Genomic DNA, 15989 nt, shown 5'->3' on the forward strand with positions numbered 1-15989 from the left:
CTTAGGAGTTCCTAAGATAGTTTAATATTAAACAAATAGGGTAACAAACAACTTATTTTTTAACAAACTTTAAAGTAGCAACACCTTTGTTTGTTTGTACTTTTAAAATATAAACACCCGCTTTTAACTGAGAAACATTAAGAACATCAGCTTTAGCTTCAACTAACTTTTGACCAGAAACAGAATAAATGCTTGCCAATTTTATAGGCTCTTCTGTTTTGATGTTTAAAACATCTGAAGTAGGATTAGGGAAGACAGAAACCGACACCATTGTTGGTTTATTTGTTGATAGATTTTTCTTAGCAGACTTATAAAAATGGTTAGGTGTAACGCCAACCGTATAAGTTTGTGATAAAGTTCCATTTTGAGTTGAATATACATAAGCACTTCCAGAGCTTACAAAGTTTTTAGCATCGGCTACATAAACAGATCCATCAATAACATTCATACCATACATTCCCATAAAACCTGCTATTCCTGTTGAAATAAACGCAGTGCTATCAAAAGTATTCGTTGCAATTTCGTATCTGTATATATCTGCAAGAGACGACATGTATAGATAAGTTCCATCGGTATCCATGTGAAATGCTTTAATGGTAGCAGGTACAGCAGTAGTACTTGAAACGGTATCTGTGGTTAAATCAACTTTATACAGAGACGCTGTTCCTGTTCCCCAAGGTTGAACCCCACATAACACATATAAATTATTCCCTATTACTTTTAATTCAGAAGGAGTTGAAGCTACTTGAATTTCATCTAATTGCTGCGATGCAATATCATATACCGAAACAATATCAGCATCTTGATGTGCAATATATAACTTACCATTAGCCTCAATAATCTTTTCAGATCCGTTAGGAATAGTAATAGTTGTTTCTATTGTATTTGTTGTTAAATCAATTACAGCTAAATAATCATCTGTTGTTGAACCCCAGCATGTAACATACGCTTTATTGTTATAAACCGCCGAATATCTAGGGTCTACTAGACCTGTTGAAATAGATGCAATATGCTGAAATGTTTTGCTATTTACGATCTTTACTTCATTTGAAATGTTTAAAACAATTATTGCTACATCTTCATACATTGTAAGACTTTGTCCTGTATCACCTAACTTCATTCCTGGATTTACCAATCCATAAATATTATTTGTTACTACATTAGTACTTGATACAAAAGAAATTGTTGAATTTCCTGAACCTGCACCACCTTCGTTCAAAACAAGTACTCCGTCTAAATATTCTGTTTGAGAAAACCCAAAAAAATTGCATAGCACTAAAGCTATTAAAAAAGTAATTTTTTTCATATAATCTATATCATTAAAAATTAAGAAAGAAACAACTAGTTAATCTATGTTTCTTTCTAAAACATGTTATGTGTTATTTCTTTATAAATTTAACTGAAGATGTTCCGTTTGTAGTTTGTAATTCTAACAAATACATTCCTGACGAAAGTGAAGCGATATTTAATACAGAAGAGGTGTTCTGAATTAACTTTTGCCCTTGCATGTTATAAATCGTAATTTGCTTAATTGTTTCGTTTGTTAGAACATTTAACACCTCGTTTGCAGGGTTTGGATAAACAGAAAAATTAACTTTTACAATATCATTAACAGAAAGAGAAGCAGTTATTTCTTGTGGGGTAAATGGTCTTCTAGTACCAATACTTAATCCTAACCATTGATTGTTATCAAGCGTAGTTTGTGAAAAGTCTTCTTCGGCTATCCAATTAGAAAGATCCGTTCCTTTATATGTTTGCCATGTATTGTTTGTAGTTTCAGTCTCAGTACGAGAACCAATAGTTATTGAAGACAATTCATTAGCATTCATAACATAATCAAATCTTGCTACTTCTGTTGCAATAAGATTTAAAGCAGCTTCAGCAGTAATTGTTCCATTGTATTTAATTCCAAAAACATACGAATCAGCATTATTAGCTGTATCTGTTCCAAAATCAACAATCACTAAACTTTGGTTTGATCCGGTACCTAACCAAGTTTTTATATCACTTACTTTATACCATTGCGAATTATAAGCAGCTACCGGTTCAGAAGGGTGAGAGAATGATGTTGAAGGTGTAAACCCATATCCGTATGATGCACCGTACCATTTTCCATCAACCAATGGATCGTTATTTACGCCCTTGTTTGCTTTCATGTTATGAGATGCAGTGCCAGACCATGTTGACCAATAATCATCTGTTGAAGGTGCATGATGATTATATACTATTGAATATAAAAAACCGCTGGGAACATCAACATCCAATTTAACATCAGCGGTTGCTACATCATTCAACAAATCTTCCATTGTTAAATTTGCGCTATCATAACGATATCCCCAAACGTAAGATGTAGGTGTATTTTCATCATTAAAGTCTAAAACTAAATAAACTGTTTTTGTGCCTGTTCCAACAAAGTATTTTACATCATTAGGATTAAACTGCGCTAAACCAATTTGCGAAATAAACAATAAGAAAAGGAATCTAATTCTTTTCATCATATATAAAATTTAAAGTTTTGTTCCCGAAACTTTATGGAATATATAGCAATGAAAAACTGTTTTGAAGATTTCCTGATCACTTTTATTCCCGAAAGTTCATTAATGATTAGGCAGGTCTCCTGGCTTGCATCTTATTGTAGGTCTTCCCAGATAATAAATCCAGTGACGTTTGTTTTTACAATAAGTTTAATAGCTTACAGTTGCGGGTACAGCTCAAGATTTGATGTTATCTTACTTGATTCCCTTTTAAAGAACATAAATGTTCTACCAAAATCAGTGCAAAGGTACAAAATTATTCTAATATCATGCGTATAGGTATTCTGTAACGTACTCTTTGTGGTTCGCCATTATGTTTAAAAACTTGGTATGTGGTACTTTTTATTACTCGGACAGCTTCTGCATCGCAAACATTACATAGCTTTCTAATTACGTGTACACTTTGTACCGATCCGTCTTTTTCAACAACAAAATCAATCAGTATTGTTCCTGTAATTTCTTCCTGTAAGGCTTCATCGGGATAATTAAACTTGCTTGCTATGTAATTTAAGATAGAAATACCCTTACTAGTTTGCAAACCAGCGGGGTTCTCTGATACCATTTCATTGTTTGAAATTAACTGTGGGTCGTTAACATATGCCAAAGTATCTGTTGTTACTTGCGCTTTTAAAGATGGTGCACTTATAAGAACAAATAATATCACTAAAAATCTCATGCTTTTTTTTATAAATATAAAAAAAGATGCTTAAAAAAGCATCTTAAAATTTATTCTACTGTAAACTCTACATTTTCAATTAACGAAGTTACAGGTGCTTTAAACGATAATTTTACGGTAGTAGCTTTATCGCTGTGGTTAATCTTTAAAGTACCTTCGGTTACTTTGTAATAACCTGCTTCTCCTTTACAGTAACAATGCTTACCGTAAACCAATTTCACTTGCTCTAGATCGGTATTTTTGTACTCCTTTTTAAAAGCTTTTGCAGGTATTTCTAAAAATAATTCTTCTTTGTAAAAATCGTCTGCATAAACATCTTTCCCTTTGTTTTTCTCAAACTCATACTTAACAACAACTGTTTCTGGATTGAAAACATCTTGCGGATACAACTCTTCAAAACCGTTTAAATTTAAGCCCTTTTCAAACTCGCGAGAAGCTGTTGTTTTTCCATTTTCAGGAGTTACTGATTTCATGGTAACTGTTTTACCTAACCAATTTGTAGCCGTAACACCTTTAGTAGTATTGCAACTAACTGCTAATGCACTTATTGCCATTAGCATGATCATTTTTTTCATATATTATTTTCCGTTATAATTATTCATTGCATTGTTTAAACCTGCCAAGGCAAATTCTTTTACCGCATTAGAAACCACCTCTAAACGTTCTTTTAAAGCTGTTGTTTCTTCATCACTCCAATCGCCTAAAACATAATCAACTTGTTGACCTTTCTTAAACGCATCCGAAATACCAAAGCGTAAACGCGGATATTCAGCACTGTTTAATATTAATTGAATATTTTTCAATCCGTTATGACCACCATCAGATCCTTTTGCTTTTATGCGAATGGTTCCGAACGATAAATTTAAATCATCTGTAATAATTATTACGTTTTCTTTTGCAATTTTTTCTTTCTCCATCCAATATTGTACTGCCTTGCCCGATAAGTTCATGTATGTATTGGGCTTTAGCAACAACAAGGTTCTTCCTTTTACTTTAACTTCTGCCAACGATCCTAACTTAACAGTCTCAAAAGACACATCTGCTTCTTTTGCCATAAAATCAACCGCTTTAAAACCTATATTGTGACGTGTATTTACATATTCTGCACCAATATTGCCTAAGCCTACAACTAAATACTTCTTCATAAAACCTGTTTCTATCTCTGTTTTAGGTTTACCAAACCATTTCTTAAAAAAATTCATTGCAAATGTATTAACTAATCGGTAATTTAGAAAAAACTACGCAAATTATGGAAAACCTACAAATTATTTGGGATTTTACTAAAGAATGGTACTGGATACCTTTAACTTTAGTAAACGTATTTGCGTTTATTACTATTTTAATTGAAAACGGTAAGCCCGAAAAAACCATTGCTTGGCTTATGGTTATTGTTTTTTTGCCCTTTATTGGTGTTATTTTGTATTATTTCTTTGGACAGAAATTTCAGAAAGAAAAACATTTTAAAAAGTTAGATAACCGTTACAAAGCTAAGATTGAAGAACGTTGGCATGATTTAAAACACTTTATTGCCAAAGAAATTAAACGTACCGAAACGTATGACGATCATTTAAACGATGTATTTGAGTATTTAGTGTATACTAAAAATGCCATACCTACATCAAACAACAAAGCACAGCTGCTTATTAATGGCGAACAAAAGTTTCCTAAACTACTAGAAGATCTAAAAAACGCACAGCACCACATACATTTAGAGTATTATATTTTTGAGGAAGATGTTATTGGTACGCAAATACTCAATATTCTAGTTGATAAAGTAAAACAAGGTGTTGAAGTGCGCTTAATTATTGATGATTTTGGAAGCGGTGCTTTAGCTAAACGTCAAAAACACTATCAAGCATTAGGTATACAGTTTGAAGTTTTCTTGCCAGTACGTTTCTCGTCTTTAGCCAATAGTAATTACCGTAACCATAGAAAAATTGTGGTTATTGATGGACTTATTGGTTATGTAGGAGGTATTAATATTTCAGATAAGTACAGTAACCCCAATAAAGATCATTTATTTTGGCGCGATACCTCTATTCGGATAGAAGGCGATGCTACTAAAATACTACAAATGCAGTTTTGGTTGCATTGGCAAAGCATTTCTAATATTGCTTTTAATTTAAACAGTAAGTACGTACCGCCCTTAAATACTGCTTTTAAGCCTTTATCTATAACATGTGCTTTTTCATCGCCAGGCGATACACCGCCGTATGTAATGGAATCGATGATTTTAAGTATATCGGCAGCGCAAAAAAGTATACAATTGTGCACACCTTACTTTATTCCTACTGAATCGTTTAAAACTGCTTTGCTTATTGCCGTTTCTAAAGGAGTTGATATTTCGTTAATGATTCCTGCAAAAGGCGATTCTGCTATTGTACAAGCTGCATCACTATCATTCTTAAAACCTTTTATACAACGTGGTTTAAAAGTGTATTTGTACGAAAAAGGATTTATTCACGCCAAAACCATTTGTATTGATGGTTTGTTAAGTTATGTGGGCACTACTAATTTAGACTCGCGTAGTTTCTTGATTAACTTTGAGCTTTCGGCTGTTATTTTAGACGAAACCATTGCCCAACAACTTACCCAACAGTTTCAAGAAGATGTTTTGGTTAGTAAATTGTTTACGGTAGAAACATGGAAAAACGAAAAATGGTATTACAAAGGCTTTGCATCTATTTGTAGGTTGTTAGCACCTTTGTTATAAAGTGTTTTGTTTTTATTTAACAAACAGATCATTGATAACAATTTCTAATCTATCATTTTTAAATAGTTTTCCTCCATCATTACTCCATATAACTACACCATCATAAATAGTGTAATTTATTGTGAAATAGTTTTCTTTATTACCTTCATTAAAGCTAAGTTCAAAGAAACCATTACTTACCTTCATGTTTACATTTCCTCTATCTTCAATAGGTTCCATATAAGAAAAAGCATCTAGTATTTTACTTATTTGATTTTTATCTGTAATTGTTAATTGTTGCTTTACCAACTTTTCAAAGCTGCAATCAACTTTATTATGTATTGTAATTTCATTTACTTTAGAAGCATCAAAACTAAGTTTATTGGAATGCTCTTCTTTACAAGAAGTTGAACCTAAAACAACTATTAAACTTAAAATAATATTTTTCATTCTTTACATTATCTATTTACAATCTGTAACACAAAAACGCATGATTATAAATCAGTGAGATTAGTCAAATCACTAACCTTCATTAATCTTCTCCTTAATTTCAAGAATTAGAAAAATAATTCCCATAATAAGCAATACGTAAAAGGAAACATAAAGCCTAAACATAGCCGCAAACCCTGGAGAACCATCAAATTTTGGTACTTTCATTTTAATTATTCCTATTACACCTACTAAAATCATTACAATATTAATTACTATATATATCATACTATTCAATTATCAATTGTAATGTTAACTATTTATCATTAAAATCAAACACCTCACTCCACTTTTGCAATGCGCATACCTGCAATTTGTTCCATACCCGTTGGTTTGGTAACATGATCGTACTTAGCACTTTTATTAATGGCAATAGTACTTGTGGGTAGTATTTTAACCCATAACGAAACATCGTCGTTTGCTTGTAGTTGTGCTTTTATAGGTGCAATATGAAAACCTGCGGCAACATCAAAATTACCATACGTAAAGGTAAAAGCATCTTTCCCCAAAATGGTTTCGGTAGGCTGTTGATGGTTCTTAATTAAATACACTTCCATTTGAATACTGTCTTTGGTTGATGTACCCATAACGCCCGGATTAATATTGGCAAAGCCCGATACTTCATACGTATCTGTTTTATTCACGGTAATTTTATTGTTTAAAAACTGACCTATTTTATTATACACCATATCAACCTCATGAAAAGGAATGGGTTGCAATGCACCCGGCGCATTTTCTAAATGAATACTGCGTATACTACGTATGTAAAGCGATGGCGCTTGTGCAAACCCCATAAAACTTGCCAATAACAAGCAAATACTAATAATACTTTTGATATGATTTTTCATTACTAATCAATTTAATAGTCCATTCAAACGAAGTACATTTTTTATGTTTTTTATCGCAACCTAGTTCGCAGCCCAACAGCACATTACCTAATAAACCAGAGCTTATAGCAGGCGCCACAACAGCATCTTTATACAAATACACTATGGTGGGTTGCACTACAATTCTAGAAAACCGATCTTGATTTTCTTTAGTGAACGATTTACGTGTAGCGGCTACATAAACCTCAGCATCCTTTGTGATTTGTACAATACCAAAGTTTAATCCACCTCTATTGTTTTTGATATTACTTGTACTTGGATTAAAATGAAACGATGCCGATATCTCGTAAAAGCCATCTTGTGGTACAATTAATTTTTTAGAATGCTCATCAATAACAAACAAACTGTTCTGCACAATATCTTGTTTTTGCATGTTTAGGTAATGAAACGTTTTTTCGGTACCGGGTCTTATTCTAAAAAACTGCTGATTGTTTGTTTTGTAAACAAAACTTTGTTTTTGTGCCGCACAAACCTGCATCATCATTAAAAAAACAACTACTAAATACTTCATTAATCTGCTTACTTATATAAAAAAAGGCTATTTTTAATTACTTTTAAAAGTACAAAATTTAAAATTAACCCATAATTGTTTATACTATATGCTTTTTACAAAGTTAATTCCTAATGTTTTTTATATTGATATTCAAGAAGGTATTGATTTATTTGTTAATTGTTTGGACTTTAAAATAAGCTATAACGATTTACAAAGCGCAGCGCCTTGTTGTGTAGTTGAAAAAGACAATTTGGCTTTTTTTCTACATGAAAACGAAGAATACGCGCTTAAAGACCGACCTGAGTTTAGATTACACACGCCTGATATTAATGCGGTGTATACTAAAGTAAAAGCATCGCACCCACAATACTTGCATCCTAACCTTAACAAACCTACACTACGCCCATGGGGTGCTACCGAGTTTGCTTTAAAAGATGCTACTAATGTTTGCATTATTATACAACAGTGGTAAATAGGGTTTAATAACAACAATTTTATTATTCTTTACCGTATTAATTAGTAAATAACACTGTTTTTATTGTTAAATACATAACACTTGTAATTATTTTTAGTTAAATAGCTAAGTATATCTATTAAATAGTTATATTTACTATAACCAATAAAAAACAAGTATATGCGAAAGGAACTTTTTTTGGCTATTTAGTTGTACACTTCCTTACAACAGTAGCATTTTGTTGAGTGTAAAGCCATTGTTTCACCTCCGTTTTGTATCACATGTATTTTATACTTGCAATAAAACGATTTAAAAATTATTTTAAATGATATCACTTTTTAAAAAAAAGCAACGCAATGTTATAGCACATGTAATACAATGTTATGATACATGCAGCACAATATTATAACACATGCAACACAATGTTATAGCACATGCAACACAATGTTATAGTACATGCAACGCAATGTTGCTCTATTCTTAAATCATTTTTATATAAAAACAAAAAACTATTATTGCATTATATACAAATGTTTTAAAAAACAACATGCTTTTTTTTAATAATGACAACAAAAACTACAAATGGTTTAATTAATAAAAAAAAGATTATGAAACAAAAAATAAAATTGCCATCGGCTTCATTATCACATGCTAAACTTTTGGAAAAAGCTGTGCATATATTAAATTCATTACAACCGCAAGATACTTTGCAAACATCTGCAAGTCCTCCATATATAAAAGGTGAAAAAATAGCCATACCTTTTTGGGGTGAACTACAAGAACTTATTGATGCTTATGATGAAGCTATAGAAAATAGCTTATCGCGTAGTTTGGTATCAATAGAACTGCTTAAAGATAGTAAATTAGCATTGCTAAAATTAATAGGAACAACTAAATTGTACATAGAAACCTATTATAATGGCAATGTTGCAGCACTAGCAAGTACTGGTTTTGATTTAACAAAAATACCCTTACCATACGGCGAATTAGAAAAACCTAGTAATTTTGTATTGTTAAACAACAACAAGGGAGGTATTTGGGTAAAATTTAAAAAGTTACCTGGTGCAAAATCGTACATTATTGAATATAGAATAAAAGGCAGCGAACTATGGGAAAGTATTTCTATTACTAAAGCAAGTCATGTTTTTTCACAGTTAAAATCGTGTACTATATATGAAATACGTGTTGCGGGCGTAGGTGCACATCCTAGTCGTATATTTAGCGATATTTTAAGTATTGCCGCACCTTAAATAACAACTAACCGCAAGTAGTACCTTGCGGTTTTTGTTAAAACCTTCATTGGTACAAATATCACGCTTATATTACATAATAAATACAAGTAAAGCGCACATATTAGTTATGAGATTTTAATAATTAGATAGAATAAATAGTCGTCATTTTTTTTAAATAAAAATCTTTATGTAATTCAGTTAACACAATCTTATCTTCATCAGTTGTACATCTTTTCTCAAAGTTTTCGATTACATCTTTAAATATTTTAGAATCAAAAAAATTGGTAAATAATTCTAATCTCTTCGAAATGAAATCTAAGCCAGCATAAGTATATATTGATGCTTCAGTAATTGCATAAATTTCATTAAGTTTTGTAAACACTTCTCTTTTAAAATTTTCTTTTTCCATTGTATATAATTTAAAATTCATATATAAAAATACGAATAATAAAAAAAACATAACCAACTAACAAACAGTAGCTTAAACAACGTACAACATACGTTTTTAAGCAGAATTTACTAAACTCAATCATAAAAAGTATATAGCATTACAAAATAAAACACCCCAAACCATATAGTTAGGGGTGTTTTGGTTAATATGAAAAAGATATGCTTTAGTTTTTATTGTAAGGTGCAGCAAACTCACCATCGGTAACGGTAACAAAAACATCGTTACTTTTTAAAACACCCGAAAAAGTGCCTTTTACACCCCAATTGGTAATGCTTGTAATGGTTAATGTAAAAGATGTACCACTGTTACCGTTACCCATATAACTTGTAGTACCTGTACTGGTTTGCACGTAATATTGTCCTGTTAAATCGGGGCCTGATTCATTTGCAGCGGTATACGTTGTTTCTTTAGCACCTTCATCTGATATCAATTGAAAATCAAACCCAGGCGATGTTCTAGGATCATTTGTTTCTAACCCACCTACAGTTACAAAATGTATGGCATTAAAATCATCGGGCTTATCATTTGCTCCTACTTGGTAGTTAAATACGCGTGGGGTACCATCAATCTTACATTTAAGAAACCCCTCGCTTGCTTGTGGTTTTTCATCTTCACTATCACCACTACTACATGCAGTAACAAAAGTTGCTACAAACAACAAGGCTATTGCTGTTAGTACGTACGGCTTTTTACAATTATTTACTTTTTTCATAGCTAATATGTATTTATTTAAAACAAATTTCTGCAACATAGCTGTACTTTACAATACCTATAAGTAGTTAAAATAATACCCTATAATTAGGATGTTTTTATTAAATTGTTCTTATAAAGCAGTATTAAAAGCTCTGAAGTGTTTTTAACTTCAAACTTTTGCAATAAGTTTTTACGATACGTATCAATGGTAAACTTACTTAAGAATAATTCATCGGCAATCATTACCGTTGTTTTACCTTGTGATAAAAGATGTAGTATTTGTGTTTCTCTTTTAGTTAACGATGGTAAATTGTTGGTGTTTTCATATGTTGTAGTAATGATTTTTTGTATTTCGCTGTTCATTACCACCTTGTTATTTAAAGCGTTTTGTATACTGCTTAAGATTTCTTCTGACGGAACGCTTTTAAGTAAAAACCCAACTGCCCCATTGTTTAACATTTGCAAAATGGTGCTTTGCTCTGCCTGATTACTTAAAGCGATTACTTTTATTAATGGATGCTTTTCTAGAATGATTTTACATACTTCAACACCATTCATATCGGGTAAAGCGATATCTAGCAGTACAACATCTATTTTATTTTGATTAAGAAAATCTAAAAAGGGAAGTGCTTTATCAAAACAAATTAAATCATAACTACTGGCTTCATTAGCAAACAATGCTTTCATGCCTTCTATTACAATAGGATGATCATCTACTACAGCTATTTTTACACTCTTTTTATACATTTACTTCGATGTTTATTGTGGTTCCGTTGTTTTCAGAAGTATCTATATCCATTTTTCCCTCCATAAAACGCACTCGGTTGGCAATATTGCTTAAACCTATGCCTTTTTGCTTAAAAGTATTGTTACTATCAATAGTAAAACCAACACCATTATCTTCTACCGTTATAAACAGTTTGTTTTGGTTTTGAATACATTGTATTAGTATGTTACTTGCTTTACCATGCCTAATAGCGTTTGCTATAAGTTCTTGAACAATTCTAAAAACATGTACTTGGGTAACCAATGCAATGTTTTTTTGTATGCCGTTTGTTTGTAACTCTATTTGTGTGTTTGGAGATGTTAAGGATACACATAAATCTTTTAAAGCAACTTCTAAACCAGAACGAATTAAAGTTTCGGGCATCATGTTACGCGCAATTCTTCTTAACTCGCCTATTGATTCTTCTAATTGTATGATGGATTCATTAAGCGCATTACTTTGATTGTTTTTGTACTGACCCGAAAGTTTTATTTTGATACCCGATAAAGCACCACCTAAACCATCATGTAAATCACGAGCTATGCGTTGTCTTTCACGTTCTTCGCCATCTAAAACAGCTTGAGTAATTTCTAAATCGGTTTGTTGTTGTATGTCTTTTAGTTTTTGTTCGGTTTGATATTTATTGTTCCTATAAACATACACTAAGAAAAGCAATCCTAATAAAAGAACCATGGCACCAATACCAAACAACCAATTTAATAACTTTTGATTTTTTTGAATTAGTTGACTTTGCTTTTTATCTGCTTGTAATTGCAGTATTTCTTTTTCTTTCTCTGAGGTTTGATATTGGCTTTCTAAATTATGCAAATCAAACACTAATTGTTGTTTTCCTATGCTATCATTTAATTGCGCATACTTAGACATATAGGTATACGCATTCTTATAATCGCCTAAATACTCAGACAAATAGGATATATCTCTTGCCGATAAAGATGCCGCTAACAGATATTCCATATTTGTATAACTATTATACAATTCAAAAGCGGCTTGTCTGGCTTCTTTATAATTCTTTGCTGCCCATTCAACCTCTTGTTTGGCTACATAAGCATCAATAGCATTTGTACCGTTCTTATTTAGTTTAATATCAGTAAACAACTTATCAACATTAGCGCGCGCTTCTTTTATGTTACCTACTTTGGCCAAGTATTGAGCATTAATACTGTAATATCGTCCCCATAAATTATGAGGTACATTCTTTACTAAGTTTTCTTTGCTTTTATCTAAATAATAAGATGCTTTTTGTAAGCTATCCATCTTTAACAAAAGAAATGCTGCACTAAGATATGTTTCGGCTTTATTATCGTATTCAGAATGTCCTTTTTCAACCAAAGCAATATCCTCTAAAATATAAGGATAGGCTTTTTTATATTCACCAGAAGAGGTGAATGTTGCCGAAATATTATGAATGGTACTGCGGTAAGCAACACTATCGCCTACTGCTTTAATTAAAGGTAAATTGCTTATAACCAATTGCAATGCTTTTTGCATATTACCTTCTACAGAGTAAGCGTATGCTAAGTTATTTGTTGCTATTATTTTAAGACGCTTTGCTTTATAAGTGGTATGATTGCTTAATAATTTTAAAACATGGTTGTAATAAAACTTTACACTATCGGTATGCAATAGTTTTAAATGTAAATATCCAACATCGCTATTTGCTAATGCTTTGTATACTTTATCACTTTGTTTATTTGCTATTCTTAAATTACGATAACCGTATGAAAATGCATTTACACTATCGCCTACTTTAATAAATTCTTGCGCCAAAAGACCTCTCACACCTATTTTAGCTGTATCGGTTTTTGCATGTTTTAATACATTTGATAAGCTATCAATACGCGTGGTGTGCTTTTGCGAAAAAGTATTTTGACTTAGCAGTAACACCAAACCTATTAAAAACAAACCGTACTTTTTCATTTAACTCTATTTTTATTAATCATCAAATATCATAAAAACATACGTACAGCAAAATACCTATTATTAGGATAAATCATTTGCTAATCAACAAACTTTAACTGCAGTTCTTCTTGATATTTTTTAGGAAACTGAAATTGTTTTTTATCATAATCTATAATAAAAGCATATCGTTTTTGGGTTGTTTTATCTCTTAAGTAAACAAAATTATGGTTGCCGTACAAAGTGCTAGGGTTAAAATCACCTTTAATACTAAACGATATCTTGTAATGTTGTGAGGTTATAATAGAATATCCGTCTTTAAACATAACTTGCCAATAATCAGGTGCAGCCATTACACCGTACTCTTCATTAGGTTCATCTATTTTGGTAAACTCGCTTGCAATAGCATCGTACATTTGGGTATCATAATTAGCTGCTTTGTTGTATTTTTTAAGCAAATTAAAGTTTTTATCGTATACAAAAACAGCTTCTTTTCCGTAGAAAATAGTTACATACTCACTTTTCTGGGTGCGCTTTCTAAAAATCTGTCCATCGTAAATCTTTGTTGCTTCAATACTCTTAATTTTAGGCGTTTTAAAATCAGGTCTTACGTATACATCAAATATGTTGTTGTACTTTACTATTAAATCGCCGCCACTGCCTTTCATCTCATCAAATCGTCTATCAAAAAAAAGCATGTTTTTAGTTTCTCTTGGAATAAGCACTGTTTTACCATCTCGTAAAAAATGCATGTGATAATCGCTATTAAACCTTGCGCCTTGCTCTGTGTTTGTAAAACTTTCGTCTTTACCAGTGGTTTTGTTATAAAAAGTATATTCTTGCCCATTACGCAAAGCAACAGCATCTTTAAACCAATCGTTCCAATTTTCAAACTTAGGTTCTACAAACTCTGTTAAAGTGCTGGTGTTTACTACTCCGTATTTACCATCGTACTGAAAAACTTCGTAGGTATTTTGTGCAAAAGTCATTACACAATGAAACAATAAAATAAGGGTTGTTAACTTTTTCATATTAATTTTCGAATTTTAATCCTAATGATTGAACGTATTCTTGGGGAAGATAAAAATGTTGTTGCTCAAAATCAACTCTAAATTGATAGGTTTCGCCTTTTTCTGTTAGCTGTATTTCTACCCAATATTCAGATCCTGGTACACTTTGCGCTTCGCACTTTTGTGTTAGATAGAAATAATGTTGCGAATTGCTGTATTTTGAAACCTTGGTTACACCATTTGAATAATGATATTTCCAATCGGGTGGTCCTGTGATACCCATAGCATACATTTCTTTGGTTTCGGCTCTAGGAAAATCTTTTTTTAATAGAGTCATTACATCATTTTCATTATTTACCTTGCTTTTGTATTCTTTTAACTTTACAAAAGTTTCATTGTACACATAAACAGTACCTAAACCATAAAAAACATAGACGTTTTCTAACTTATTGCTAATTGTACGAGGATAGAAATGATATTGAGATGCCTTGATAGACGCTACTTTTGGAGTTGTAACATTTGTATCTTCATAAACATCAAAGGCATTGTTTTTAAAACCTATCACCAAGTTTTGAATTGTATTTACAAAATCGTAGATTTTAGGAAGTTGTACTCTATTAGCAACATTACTTGGTATTAAGTAACCAAACCTATCATCTTGATAATAATAATGAACTTCGTTCTTAAAAATCACTTCTGATTGATAGGTACTTTTAAAAGATAGCTTTTCGCTTGTTTCTTTAGAGTAGAAATCAACTACATCACCTTTCTTCAAGGCTACGTATTGATTAAAGTCGAATAAAATTCTATCGTATTGCGGTGCAATAATTGCTACTCCTGATAGATTATCAACCAATCCGTATTTCTTGTTAACACCAAAACCTTCGTAATGATCAACACTTTTCTGTGCTGTTGCCCAAAAACAAACAACAGAACATAACATGACCCAAATTTTCATTTTCTTTTTTTTAATGAAGATAGTTTAAATCATTTTCCTAGCCAACAAATCTACATTAAATTAAAAATTCAATACCTTTAAGTTATGAATGGAAACGAAGCTGTTAATTGGAGTTTGCAATTGTTTGATACAACAGTTGCTTTAGATACAAATGAAGATACAGAACAACGTACCCAACTTGTTGCTGTAATTAACAATTTACTACACAATGATTTTAGTAAACTACTACAAATTCTTTATAGAATTGATGTAGATGAAAACAAATTAAAACGCGCTTTGTTTGAAAGTACCTTACCTGCTGCCGAAACAATTGCGGATTTAATCATTGAACGAATGCTACAAAAAATACATTTTAGAAAGATGTATAAAAGTAAGAAGAAGGAGGAATAAAACTATTAATAAATTAAGATTTTGTATACTCTTACTTAAAAGCTATAAGTATTTTTCCATTTGGCAATGGTGTTTCTGCTAATACCAAAGTGTTTGGCTAGTTCTGTATTGTTTAGGTTGTGGGTTTTCTGGTATTGTAGTATTTTCTTGATACTACTTTTATCATATGCCTTGTAAATAGAAGGCTGCTGTTTGCTTTTGTAAAACAATCGGTTATTTAACTGCATAACTTCTATGCTGGTTAACGGACCTTTCTCTAATCTTTCTGATAATGCTTGATTGTGCTCAACAAAATTGTATTTGAGCATGTCTTGGAATATTTTCTGATAATCTGGTTTCATCTTCAT

At 31.5% G+C, this 15989-nt stretch carries 19 protein-coding genes and 1 riboswitch; of the genes, 4 read left to right on the forward strand and 15 right to left on the reverse strand.

Features of this window, described 5'->3' with window-relative positions; genetic code table 11:
• Window positions 1-52 precede the first annotated feature (52 nt).
• The 5 genes from H1R17_RS03115 to pth all read right to left on the reverse strand — a co-directional run bounded on the left by H1R17_RS03115 (window position 53) and on the right by pth (window position 4355).
• Window positions 53-1306 carry a DUF5074 domain-containing protein gene (locus H1R17_RS03115; protein ID WP_163432449.1) on the reverse strand — a complete coding sequence of 418 codons (1254 nt, stop codon included), beginning with the start codon at window positions 1304-1306 and terminating at the stop codon, window positions 53-55.
• Window positions 1307-1379: 73 nt separating this feature from the next.
• A complete protein-coding gene (locus H1R17_RS03120) occupies window positions 1380-2498 on the reverse strand; it encodes a T9SS type A sorting domain-containing protein (RefSeq protein WP_163432448.1) in 1119 nt (372 codons plus the stop codon).
• Between the two features lie 91 nt (window positions 2499-2589).
• A riboswitch (cobalamin riboswitch) is annotated at window positions 2590-2785 on the reverse strand.
• Window positions 2786-2790: 5 nt separating this feature from the next.
• On the reverse strand, window positions 2791-3210 hold the full coding sequence (locus H1R17_RS03125) for an energy transducer TonB (protein ID WP_163432447.1): 420 nt from the start codon (window positions 3208-3210) through the stop codon (window positions 2791-2793).
• Window positions 3211-3260: 50 nt separating this feature from the next.
• Window positions 3261-3785: a hypothetical protein gene (locus H1R17_RS03130; RefSeq protein WP_163432446.1), complete on the reverse strand. Its 525-nt coding sequence runs from the start codon at window positions 3783-3785 to the stop codon at window positions 3261-3263.
• 3 nt (window positions 3786-3788) lie between these two features.
• On the reverse strand, window positions 3789-4355 hold the full coding sequence (gene pth, locus H1R17_RS03135; RefSeq protein ID WP_163432574.1) for an aminoacyl-tRNA hydrolase: 567 nt from the start codon (window positions 4353-4355) through the stop codon (window positions 3789-3791).
• 104 nt (window positions 4356-4459) lie between these two features.
• Here pth and cls point away from each other — a divergent pair, with 104 nt between their 5' ends.
• Window positions 4460-5923 carry a cardiolipin synthase gene (gene cls / locus H1R17_RS03140; RefSeq protein WP_163432445.1) on the forward strand — a complete coding sequence of 488 codons (1464 nt, stop codon included), beginning with the start codon at window positions 4460-4462 and terminating at the stop codon, window positions 5921-5923.
• A gap of 12 nt (window positions 5924-5935) precedes the next feature.
• On the opposite strand, the gene H1R17_RS03145 is transcribed toward cls, so the two are convergent.
• From H1R17_RS03145 to H1R17_RS03155, 3 genes are all read right to left on the reverse strand, one after another.
• Window positions 5936-6352, reverse strand: coding sequence for a hypothetical protein (locus H1R17_RS03145; protein WP_163432444.1), 417 nt, complete (start codon window positions 6350-6352; stop codon window positions 5936-5938).
• A 320-nt stretch (window positions 6353-6672) separates the two neighbouring features.
• Window positions 6673-7239: a hypothetical protein gene (locus H1R17_RS03150; RefSeq protein ID WP_163432443.1), complete on the reverse strand. Its 567-nt coding sequence runs from the start codon at window positions 7237-7239 to the stop codon at window positions 6673-6675.
• Entirely contained in the window at window positions 7211-7789 is a 579-nt protein-coding gene (locus H1R17_RS03155) for a hypothetical protein (RefSeq protein WP_163432442.1), read from the reverse strand. The genes H1R17_RS03150 and H1R17_RS03155 overlap by 29 nt, the downstream gene beginning before the upstream one ends.
• Window positions 7790-7877: 88 nt before the next feature.
• Here H1R17_RS03155 and H1R17_RS03160 point away from each other — a divergent pair, with 88 nt between their 5' ends.
• Window positions 7878-8243: a hypothetical protein gene (locus H1R17_RS03160; protein WP_163432441.1), complete on the forward strand. Its 366-nt coding sequence runs from the start codon at window positions 7878-7880 to the stop codon at window positions 8241-8243.
• A 590-nt stretch (window positions 8244-8833) separates the two neighbouring features.
• On the forward strand, window positions 8834-9475 hold the full coding sequence (locus H1R17_RS03165) for a fibronectin type III domain-containing protein (RefSeq protein WP_163432440.1): 642 nt from the start codon (window positions 8834-8836) through the stop codon (window positions 9473-9475).
• Between the two features lie 124 nt (window positions 9476-9599).
• Here H1R17_RS03165 and H1R17_RS03170 read toward each other — a convergent pair whose 3' ends face one another.
• The 6 genes from H1R17_RS03170 to H1R17_RS03195 all read right to left on the reverse strand — a co-directional run bounded on the left by H1R17_RS03170 (window position 9600) and on the right by H1R17_RS03195 (window position 15252).
• The gene (locus H1R17_RS03170) at window positions 9600-9866 is read right to left on the reverse strand and encodes a hypothetical protein (RefSeq protein WP_163432439.1); all 267 of its coding nucleotides are present in this window, start codon (window positions 9864-9866) and stop codon (window positions 9600-9602) included.
• A gap of 205 nt (window positions 9867-10071) precedes the next feature.
• On the reverse strand, window positions 10072-10620 hold the full coding sequence (locus H1R17_RS03175) for a hypothetical protein (RefSeq protein WP_163432438.1): 549 nt from the start codon (window positions 10618-10620) through the stop codon (window positions 10072-10074).
• Between the two features lie 86 nt (window positions 10621-10706).
• Entirely contained in the window at window positions 10707-11348 is a 642-nt protein-coding gene (locus tag H1R17_RS03180) for a response regulator transcription factor (RefSeq protein ID WP_163432437.1), read from the reverse strand.
• Window positions 11341-13305 carry a sensor histidine kinase gene (locus tag H1R17_RS03185; protein WP_163432436.1) on the reverse strand — a complete coding sequence of 655 codons (1965 nt, stop codon included), beginning with the start codon at window positions 13303-13305 and terminating at the stop codon, window positions 11341-11343. The genes H1R17_RS03180 and H1R17_RS03185 overlap by 8 nt, the downstream gene beginning before the upstream one ends.
• A gap of 80 nt (window positions 13306-13385) precedes the next feature.
• Window positions 13386-14315, reverse strand: coding sequence for a hypothetical protein (locus H1R17_RS03190; RefSeq protein ID WP_163432435.1), 930 nt, complete (start codon window positions 14313-14315; stop codon window positions 13386-13388).
• Between the two features lies 1 nt (window position 14316).
• Entirely contained in the window at window positions 14317-15252 is a 936-nt protein-coding gene (locus H1R17_RS03195) for a hypothetical protein (protein WP_163432434.1), read from the reverse strand.
• 84 nt (window positions 15253-15336) lie between these two features.
• Here H1R17_RS03195 and H1R17_RS03200 point away from each other — a divergent pair, with 84 nt between their 5' ends.
• Entirely contained in the window at window positions 15337-15642 is a 306-nt protein-coding gene (locus tag H1R17_RS03200; protein ID WP_163432433.1) for a hypothetical protein, read from the forward strand.
• Between the two features lie 35 nt (window positions 15643-15677).
• Here the strand turns inward: H1R17_RS03200 and H1R17_RS03205 are convergent, their stop codons facing one another.
• Window positions 15678-15983, reverse strand: a complete 306-nt coding sequence (locus H1R17_RS03205) for a helix-turn-helix domain-containing protein (protein ID WP_163432432.1) — start codon at window positions 15981-15983, stop codon at window positions 15678-15680.
• Window positions 15984-15989 lie beyond the last annotated feature (6 nt).

This window comes from Flavobacterium sp. xlx-214 (assembly GCF_013874595.1).
Taxonomy (GTDB): Bacteria; Bacteroidota; Bacteroidia; order Flavobacteriales; family Flavobacteriaceae; genus Flavobacterium.

Bases quoted from the DNA above. Each gene is read 5' to 3' on its own strand.
- H1R17_RS03115 (WP_163432449.1), bottom strand. From the start codon at position 1,306: ATGAAAAAAATTACTTTTTTAATAGCTTTAGTGCTATGCAATTTTTTT.
- H1R17_RS03120 (WP_163432448.1), bottom strand. From the start codon at position 2,498: ATGATGAAAAGAATTAGATTCCTTTTCTTATTGTTTATTTCGCAAATT.
- H1R17_RS03125 (WP_163432447.1), bottom strand. From the start codon at position 3,210: ATGAGATTTTTAGTGATATTATTTGTTCTTATAAGTGCACCATCTTTA.
- H1R17_RS03130 (WP_163432446.1), bottom strand. From the start codon at position 3,785: ATGAAAAAAATGATCATGCTAATGGCAATAAGTGCATTAGCAGTTAGT.
- pth (WP_163432574.1), bottom strand. From the start codon at position 4,355: ATGAAGAAGTATTTAGTTGTAGGCTTAGGCAATATTGGTGCAGAATAT.
- cls (WP_163432445.1), top strand. From the start codon at position 4,460: ATGGAAAACCTACAAATTATTTGGGATTTTACTAAAGAATGGTACTGG.
- H1R17_RS03145 (WP_163432444.1), bottom strand. From the start codon at position 6,352: ATGAAAAATATTATTTTAAGTTTAATAGTTGTTTTAGGTTCAACTTCT.
- H1R17_RS03150 (WP_163432443.1), bottom strand. From the start codon at position 7,239: ATGAAAAATCATATCAAAAGTATTATTAGTATTTGCTTGTTATTGGCA.
- H1R17_RS03155 (WP_163432442.1), bottom strand. From the start codon at position 7,789: ATGAAGTATTTAGTAGTTGTTTTTTTAATGATGATGCAGGTTTGTGCG.
- H1R17_RS03160 (WP_163432441.1), top strand. From the start codon at position 7,878: ATGCTTTTTACAAAGTTAATTCCTAATGTTTTTTATATTGATATTCAA.
- H1R17_RS03165 (WP_163432440.1), top strand. From the start codon at position 8,834: ATGAAACAAAAAATAAAATTGCCATCGGCTTCATTATCACATGCTAAA.
- H1R17_RS03170 (WP_163432439.1), bottom strand. From the start codon at position 9,866: ATGGAAAAAGAAAATTTTAAAAGAGAAGTGTTTACAAAACTTAATGAA.
- H1R17_RS03175 (WP_163432438.1), bottom strand. From the start codon at position 10,620: ATGAAAAAAGTAAATAATTGTAAAAAGCCGTACGTACTAACAGCAATA.
- H1R17_RS03180 (WP_163432437.1), bottom strand. From the start codon at position 11,348: ATGTATAAAAAGAGTGTAAAAATAGCTGTAGTAGATGATCATCCTATT.
- H1R17_RS03185 (WP_163432436.1), bottom strand. From the start codon at position 13,305: ATGAAAAAGTACGGTTTGTTTTTAATAGGTTTGGTGTTACTGCTAAGT.
- H1R17_RS03190 (WP_163432435.1), bottom strand. From the start codon at position 14,315: ATGAAAAAGTTAACAACCCTTATTTTATTGTTTCATTGTGTAATGACT.
- H1R17_RS03195 (WP_163432434.1), bottom strand. From the start codon at position 15,252: ATGAAAATTTGGGTCATGTTATGTTCTGTTGTTTGTTTTTGGGCAACA.
- H1R17_RS03200 (WP_163432433.1), top strand. From the start codon at position 15,337: ATGAATGGAAACGAAGCTGTTAATTGGAGTTTGCAATTGTTTGATACA.
- H1R17_RS03205 (WP_163432432.1), bottom strand. From the start codon at position 15,983: ATGAAACCAGATTATCAGAAAATATTCCAAGACATGCTCAAATACAAT.